Annotated in this window: 4 protein-coding genes, 1 pseudogene and 1 riboswitch; all 5 genes and pseudogenes read left to right on the top strand. The window is 35.9% G+C overall.

Going from position 1 to position 7,984, the window contains the following annotated elements:
• Positions 1-281, top strand: a pseudogene (locus tag HMPREF1532_RS21530) (hypothetical protein); the annotation flags it as partial.
• Between the two features lie 199 nt (positions 282-480).
• Positions 481-693, top strand: a riboswitch (cobalamin riboswitch).
• 134 nt (positions 694-827) lie between these two features.
• A complete protein-coding gene (locus HMPREF1532_RS12030; protein ID WP_005929730.1) occupies positions 828-2,837 on the top strand; it encodes a TonB-dependent receptor in 2,010 nt (669 codons plus the stop codon).
• 8 nt (positions 2,838-2,845) lie between these two features.
• Complete coding sequence (locus HMPREF1532_RS12025; RefSeq protein WP_005929727.1) at positions 2,846-3,991, top strand: YncE family protein; 1,146 nt, start codon at positions 2,846-2,848, stop codon at positions 3,989-3,991.
• 41 nt (positions 3,992-4,032) lie between these two features.
• Positions 4,033-5,304 (top strand): PKD-like domain-containing protein, encoded by a 1,272-nt coding sequence (locus HMPREF1532_RS12020; protein WP_005929725.1) that lies wholly within the window; start codon positions 4,033-4,035, stop codon positions 5,302-5,304.
• 14 nt (positions 5,305-5,318) lie between these two features.
• Positions 5,319-7,898 (top strand): DUF5074 domain-containing protein, encoded by a 2,580-nt coding sequence (locus tag HMPREF1532_RS12015; protein ID WP_005929721.1) that lies wholly within the window; start codon positions 5,319-5,321, stop codon positions 7,896-7,898.
• Positions 7,899-7,984 lie beyond the last annotated feature (86 nt).

Genomic DNA, 7,984 nt, shown 5'->3' with positions numbered 1-7,984 from the left:
TGACTCTGAACAGAGAAGGAGAAAGATTGTCTGCCGGTAAATACACACTGGTATTAACGACTTCCGAATCTGTATTGAATATTACATTCAATGTAATAAATGGTGGTGTCGGCATAGAAAATCAGTCATCTGAAAAAATAGTTCATACAAAAGAGTATTATACAATAAATGGCACAGCTTTACCACAACCCATACCAGGCTTTAATATTATCAAAATCACCTATGAGGACGGTACAGTTGAGGTATCCAAAATATATATAAGGTCTTCGGTTAACCAATAACGAGCAGTTTATTATATAAGATACCAAGTAAATTTTAAATAAAATCTAAAATCTTTGTTCTTCGAAGTTATCACTTCTTAGAACAAAGATTTTTTACAAATAGATTTTCCAAATAATATTTATAACTTATTGAATTTTTAATAGATAATGAAACAAAAAAATAAAATTTCCATAATACATCTCTATTTCTTAATAAATTCATAAATTTGCCATGCATTGGTTTATTTTTTCCAAGCATACGGAAATAATAATTAAAAGGGAATCAGGTGGGAATCCTGAACAGTCCCGTTGCTGTGTGTTTCATTAAAATGTAGTAAATACATACTTCATGCCACTGAAAGACCAAGAGTCGATTGGGAAGGCGTTTACTATAGAAACAAGTCAGAAGACCTGCCATGCAATATGTTCAATAGCTTTCGAGGACGAGCTATGAAGTGGAAATGCTATACTTTAACAACAAGTATCAGCTTCTTTATTTCATATATATCTAATAACTTAAACAATTTGATAATTAAAGGTATAAACCATTATCAAACAAATTAACGCATGGGAATCAAAGCTAAGTGGTTCACAGGAATATTCCTGACACTGAATGCATTATTACATGCGCAACAAAATAAAATAGATACGTTGCGCATTTATCATATAGATGAAGTTACTATTACTTCATCTAAAGTATCGTCTAAAGAAATTATTCCTGTACAAATCATGGAAGGAAAACAATTGGAAAAACTATCAGTACATTCTGTTGCAGATGCCATACGTTATTTTTCTGGAGTGCAAATTAAAGACTTTGGAGGAATAGGTGGACTAAAAACCGTTAACATACGAAGTATGGGAACGAACCATGTTGGTATATTTTACGATGGCATTGAACTGGGAAACGCCCAGAATGGGCAAATTGACCTCGGTCGTTTTTCTCTTGACAATATGGAGGCAGTTTCCCTATACAACGGACAACGCAGTGCCATATTCCAGTCTGCTAAAGATTTCGGATCAGCAGGTACCGTTTATTTGCAAAGTCGTATACCAAGATTCAATGGAAACAAACAATATAATATTCGAGGAAATTTTAAGACCGGTTCCTTCGGAGTTATCAATCCTTCCGTACTTTGGGAGCAAAAATTAAACGAACGCCTTTCTGCATCTTTAAGTTCCGAATACATGTATACCACCGGGCGTTATAAATATCGCTATAAAACAACCGGAGGATACGATACAACCGCAGTACGTAAAAATGGAGATGTTAACTCCATCCGGGTGGAAAGTGGCTTATATGGAAAAATCAACAAAGGTGAATGGAAAGGAAAAGCCTATTTTTATCATTCAGAAAGAGGACTTTCCGGAGCTATGGTCCGGAATAAACTGTTTCATGAAGACCGCCAATGGGATACCAACCTATTTATTCAATCATCTTTTAAAAAACATTTCTCAGATAAATACGGACTATTAGTCAATGGGAAATATGCCTATGATTATTTACATTATCTGGCCGATCCGAATAAAGATGCCAGCTTAATGTACGTAGAAAACCATTACCGACAACAAGAAATTTATCTTTCTGTTGCCAACTTATACTCTTTCAATAAATATTGGAGTGCATCCATTGCATTAGACTATCAATGGAATAAACTAAATGCTGACCTGTACAAATTTCCTTACCCGAATCGTCACACCACACTTGTTTCCATAGCAAGTGCTCTGAACTTCGAACAGTTCAAGTTACAGGCCAGTGTATTGGGTACATTTGTATCCGATCATGTTCGTACAGACACAATGTCTATGGAAAATAAAAAGCAGATCACTCCCACCGTTGTGGCCTCCTGGAAACCTATACGTAAAACAAATTTCCATTTACGAGGTTTTTACAAGAACATCTTTCGCATGCCAACCCTAAACGATTTGTATTATACATTTATTGGTAATATAAAACTAAAACCCGAATTCACTAATCAGTATAATTTAGGGTTTACTTATGCACCTATTCTTCAAAACAAATGGTTAAAAAACATCGAACTACAAGCAGATGTTTACTATAATGAAGTGAAAAATAAAATAATAGCTGTCCCCACTTCCAATCAGTTCCGCTGGACAATGATGAATCTCGGTATGGTAGAAATACGAGGATTAGATATAGCCATACAAACTAACTGGGAATTACCTAAACAATTTTCTATTGATACCCGTCTCACCTATACTTATCAAAAGGCACAAGATTTCACCAATCCCAAAGAAGAATATTACGGAGATCAAATACCATACATCCCCTGGCACAGTGGCTCATTGATTATTAATGCCAGTTGGCAAAACTGGGATGTCAATTATAGTTTCATTTATACCGGTGAACGATATGACCAACGAGCTAACATTCCAGAAAATTATGCCCCAGAATGGTATACGAACGACATTTCACTCTCTCGAAGTTTTCGTATTCGAAATACTCTCTACCGATTGACAGCAGAAGTCAACAACCTTTTCAACCAACAGTTTGAAGTGGTGAAATGCTATCCAATGCCAGGTACCAACTATAAATTCATTCTTACCATCCAAATATAATTATTAGCATGAAAAAATTATCATTCATTCTATTATTATCCATAAGTTGTTTTCTGATATGTTCCTGCCGGGGGGAAGATGAGGTACTTGTACGATCTACCGGTACGCAGGTACAAGCTCCTATGGATATAAAGTCTATTACAGGTTTCTATTTGCTAAACGAAGGAAACATGGGAAGTAATAAATGTACATTAGATTATATGGACTATGCAACAGGCTACTATCACAAAAATATATATGCAGAAACCAATCCTTCCGTTGTCTTGGAATTAGGCGATGTAGGTAATGATATACAAATCTATGGTGAAAAATTGTATGCTGTTATCAACTGTTCTCATTTTATCGAAGTGATGAACAAAAAAGATGCCCGTCATTTAGGAACGATTGATATTCCTAACTGCCGTTATATTACCTTTCATGAGGGCTATGCTTATGTCAGTTCATATGCCGGTCCCGTGCAAATAGACCCAAATGCACGTTTAGGATATGTAGCCAAAGTAGATACTACTACCCTCCAAGTGGTAGCAACTTGCTTAGTAGGTTATCAACCGGAAGAGATGGTCATTGTTGAAAACAGATTATATGTAGCTAATTCCGGAGGATATCGCGTACCCAATTATGACCGTACTGTTTCCGTCATCGATCTGAACACATTTACTGAAACCAAAAAGATAGATGTAGCCATCAACTTACATAGATTGAAAGCTGATCATTACGGAAATCTCTACGTCAGTTCACGAGGTGACTATTATACTGTTCCTTCTAATCTATATGTCATAGACAGCCGAACAGATGAAGTAATAGATACACTAAATATTGCTGCTTCTGAATTGTACATAGACGATGACTATCTCTATCTATACAGCACAGAATACAGTTATATTAATGAAGAAGAATGGAAAATCAATTATGCATTGATAGACACGCGAACCAGAGAGATCATCACCAACAATCTCATCACCGATGGTACAGAAAAACAAATTAAAATGCCTTACGGCATCGCCGTTCATCCGGAAACAAAAGAGTTCTATATAACAGATGCTAAAGACTATGTATCCCCCGGTACACTCTATTGCTTTACTCCAGAAGGAAAAAAGAAATGGTCAGTTACTACAGGAGATATACCGGCTCACTTTGTTTTTGTCCACAAATAAAAAATATAAATAAAAAATATAATTATAAAAACCTTACCTATATGATTCATTATCAAGTTCACCGGTTAACTGCCGGCCTATTAGTAAGTATTTTTTTCTATATCGGTACAACTTCCTGTTCCGAAGATCCCGAATTACCCAGCACAGTAACCACTGATGATGGGAATATTACAATCAACATACCAGAAGGAGGGTTTCAAACTCCGCGCTGTAAAGTACTTTCCATCCTCCCTTCTATATCTGGAAATAACCAATACAACATGCAATGGAGTATAGGTGATTCTGTTATTTCTACACAAGAAGAGTTAGAGTTTATAGCTTTGGATCCCGGAAAATATTCGATTACTCTAAAAGTAATTAATGAAGAGCGAAAAGCCAGTACATTAAACTTTCCCATTACTGTAAACCAAGAAGAAACCACCTACTCTCCTTACATAACTTCTGTGCCAGAATATAAGCCTGCACCTGGGCAATTCATAAACGAGCTTCCTAAATATGAAATAGGCGACACACAAAGCACAATGAACCGAAAAGCACTCGAGTCAATCGGTTATAACACACGAATATTAATAAGTTTAGGAGGATATGGCGGTTACGTAATCTGTGGTTTTGATCATACTATTGTAAATGTGCCCGGAAAATATGATTTTAAAGTTCTGGGAAATGCCTTTTATGCAAATTCCAATCCGAATCCAAATGCTCCCGAAGAAGGTGGAAGTTGTGAACCAGGAATTGTTATGGTAGCTTACGACCGAAATAAAAACGGTATTGCCGATGATGACGAATGGTATGAATTGGCAGGAAGCGAATATAACAAAGAGGAAACCATCAAAAATTACAAAATAACTTATTATCGTCCAGACGAAGGTCACGAACCTGTTGAAGCACCGGAAGACGAACAATTCTGGAATATAGATGCCGAATATATTTTATGGACAGACAACCAGCAGCAAGGAGGATATATTTATAAAAATAGATATCACAAACAAGAATACTACCCTCTATGGATAGAAGATGCTGAAATGGAATTCGAAGGTACTCTTCTTCCCCAAAACGCCAAAGATGAAAGCGGAATCGGTAAATATTGGGTATTATATGCTTACCCTTGGGGATATGCCGACAATGGACTCAACAAAGAAGATACATCAAATTTCAAAATAGAATGGGCTGTGGATAAACAGGGAAATCCAGTACACCTGCCTGGTGTGGATTTTATAAAAATATATACAGGAGTCAATCAATACTGCGGATGGTTAGGAGAAACATCTACCGAAGTAATGGGAATCAATGACTTACATTTACTAAATCAATAATTAATTTGTTATTTATGAAAAATATATTATTTCTATTTTTAGCCATTACTGTCTGCGCAACCATACAAGGAGGAGTTCTTTCAGAACGACAAATAATAACAGAAGAAACATCCGTTAGCGGCCAATTTACCTCAAATGAGCCAACAACAATCAGCGTCACTTTACCTGAGACATTAAATACTATTCTCAGTGATGAACCACCGACAATTACTGCTATCATATCAGGAGAGACTGATATGCCTAAAGGGTATAACCTCAGTTGGTATATATGCGATAAAAATGGTAATACAGATACCTCCAAAACTATTTTGACTCAAGTAAGTAAAGGATCAGACGGGAAAAAAGGTACATTGGTCTTTGCAGGAGGAATAGGCATTACTTACATTAAAGCTGTTATTATAGATAAAAATACTTGGATAAAATATGAATCCAATTTATGTTGCGTAACGGTAGGAGCACCGAAAAAAACAATTACCGATCTCCGTTTCGAAAAAGAAATGATCACGGCCGGTATACGAGAAAATATAGTAAACCAATTAATCATCTCTCCTCAAGATGCCACATTTACTCAGATTTCTTATGAAAGTAGCAATTCTGAAATAGTACAAGTAACCAAAACCGGTACAGTAACTACAAAAGAGACAGAAGGACAAGCCACTATAACAGCCAAAAGTCTGTATCCAACAGGAGAAAATGCCATAATTGCATCCTATACAGTCAACGTTACCAACAACCATCCTGTAACTGAAATTCAATTAGGAACCGATGGAAAAATCGAAATAGAATATAAAGACATATACCGTCCCACTCCAATCATTTTACCAGAGAATGCAACTGTAAAAAAGGTAAAATATACCATTAAGGACAACGAGATAGCTAGTTTTTATCAAGACAATATCGTAGCACACAAAATAGGTGAAACGACCCTCACCGCTACTGCCCAAGACAATAGTGGAGTATCTGTTACAGTCCGATTAATAGTCAAAGACTTAGATCGTACCCCTTATGACGGATACCAGGATGGAACATTTATTCTGAACGAAGCTTGGTATGGACACGAAAACGGAGATATGAATTTTCTTACAAAAGATCAAGAATTAATGTATCGTGTTTATGAACGAGAAAACAAAGGAGAAGCTTTCGGTGCAACGTCATGTTACGGAATTGTTTATGGAGGTAATCTATATGTTACATCCAAACAAGAAGAAGATGCAGGCGATCCTAATCCCGGTGGTGGACGTTTAGTAATAATGGATGCCAAAACTTTGAAAAAAATAAAAGGATTCGAAACGATAGGTGGAGGCGATGGCCGTTCGATTGTTGGCGTAAATCCTAATAAAATATATCTTGGCACAACAAAAGGAGTTGTCGTTTTTGATGTCAAAAACATGAAAGTCGGGAACATTATCGAGGGAACTCAAGGTATTGACTTATATAATGGACAAATAGGAGACATGATAAAAGCTGGAAAATATGTGTTTGCAATCCAGCAAGACAAGGGAACAAATATCATCGATACAGAAACTGACCAACTTATAAAATGTATTGAAAATGTAAACATACAAGGTATCACACAGAGCTTCGACGGAAATGTTTGGTTAGCATCCAGTACAACCTTGGACTGTTTAAATCCAGAAACATTAGAAATTGAAGAAACATTAAATCTTCCTCAAGGTGCAGAAATCACTTGTTCATGGGGTGCATGGAGACCGACCCCATTCTGTGCAAGTCGTACAAAAAACAATCTCTACTGGAATGGTGGAAGTAACATAATGGAAGGAGGCTCAAACTATTATTGTTACGAAATAGGAACTGAAATTAATAATCTTAAGCCCTTATTTACAATCTCAGAACTTGAAGGATCGGCACCCGAGACGAAACAAACAACTTATGGAACCCTTCGGTATGATGATCGTACTGACGAATTATTGATAATGACAACTCAAAGCGGAGGTAGCACTAACTATGAACACAACTGGATACATATCGTAAATGGTACCAGTGGAGAATTGAAAAAGACACTCAAATTGAAACAATATTATTGGTTCCAAGCAATACCGATCTTCCCTGATAAATATGCACCAGAAATAAATAATTTGGAAGAATCATTATCACTAAAGATTAATGATGGAACCCAAAAAATAAATTTAGCAGGAAAAATTACAGATAAAGATAACTTGGCATATAACATTACCAAAACGTTGAAAAACATAGGCAATGAAACAATAGCCACAGCAACTTTAGAAAACAACTTATTGGTAATTACTCCTAAATCTGCTGGAGAAACTACTATAACATTAGCTGTCGAATCTAATGGTGTAATTACAGAGCAACCAATCCACATAACTGTATCCAAAGGTACCGGAATCAACGATATAGAAACACCAAAAGCCGTTTACAGTAAAGATAATCAAATTATAATATATGGATACGAAGGGTATCAGTTTGTCTTATATGATGAAAGTGGAAAAGCCGTAAGTACTTTTCAAAGCACAAACAAAAACTTTTCTATCAAACCAAATATTCCCAGCGGCTTGTATATTCTGAAAGGTAACAATGCGACTGAATGTATTAGTTATAAAGTAATGCTTTGATAAATTAAAGAAAAGTCTTTTTTAAATATAGAGTAAAAGCACCTATAATAAACAAAATACAGTAGAAATCCGGAATATAAGAGAAC

Source organism: Bacteroides salyersiae WAL 10018 = DSM 18765 = JCM 12988 (assembly GCF_000381365.1).
In the GTDB taxonomy this organism is placed as follows: domain Bacteria; phylum Bacteroidota; class Bacteroidia; order Bacteroidales; family Bacteroidaceae; genus Bacteroides; species Bacteroides salyersiae.
The sequence above is the reverse complement of the archived record's forward strand: the minus strand, read 5'-3'. Positions and strand labels throughout refer to the sequence as shown.